The organism is Oleiphilus sp. HI0043 (assembly GCF_001634935.1).
In genome coordinates, this window is sequence record NZ_LWEY01000250.1 from 1 (window position 1) to 951 (window position 951).

Below are 951 nucleotides of genomic sequence, written 5' to 3' on the forward strand. Positions count from 1 at the left end.
AATCTACGGGTGCATTTCCCCAGCTTTGCATCAATAGCTTACGCGCTGTTGAATAGTCATTCTTGGATAGCGCAATATCACCGCGCAATATGTTCACAACAGGGTGGCTATCATTAATAGCCTCTATTTGACCAAGTACTTTCTCAGCCTCATTAACACGTCCAGCCTTCAGCTCAAGATCAACTAAAAAAGACAATAAGCGCATATTATCCGGTTCACTCGTTAGAACCTCAGCGACTTTGGTACGCGCCGTAGCGAAATCGCTCTTACGCATTGCAATTAAGGCTTCAACATACTTAATTCCATCACCTAAACGCTTGGTTTTTCCATCTTCTCCGTGAGCCGCTTTCGCTTTTTCAAGATACGCTTTAGCATCCGATACATTCTGCTGTGAGATCGACTCCTGAATCAGTACATAATATGGCGCTAGCTGAGCATTACTATTTGCGAAGAACTCTAATTTACTACGTCCTTCGGCACCTTGATCTTCGATAAGATAAACAGATAGCAAACCTTTATAACCCAACTCACTTTCGGGGAACACCCGAATAATTTCATTAAACGTTTGCTTTGCTGAATCGCCTTTACTTAAAGATATCTCAGCTTTTCCTTTCGCAAACAAGGNANNTAGATANNCTTCACCTTCCTTGTTTACCTCTGCAGCCATAGTAAAACGTTTTAACGCTGTGGATATATTCCTTTGATTCAGCGAGAAGTAACCGGCTACTAAATTGGTCGCATAATCTCTTGGTTTAGCTTTCAACGCACTGGCGATAAATTCTTCAGCTTTCTTCGCTCCGTCATGACGCAAGTGGAAACTTACAATGCTTCTTAACAGTTGAAGATCTGAACTATCTAGCTTGTATGATTGATCTAGCTGTTGCCATTCTTTACCTTTATTCGCTCCTGGGCCACTACGGTAGTAATCTGCCAAAGCAAGGCGAACCCGAA

Annotated in this window: 1 protein-coding gene; it reads right to left on the minus strand. The window is 42.3% G+C overall.

Features of this window, described 5'->3' with window-relative positions:
* A partial coding sequence (locus A3729_RS32165) for a tetratricopeptide repeat protein (protein WP_197475539.1) occupies nucleotides 1–951 on the minus strand: 951 nt, incomplete at both ends.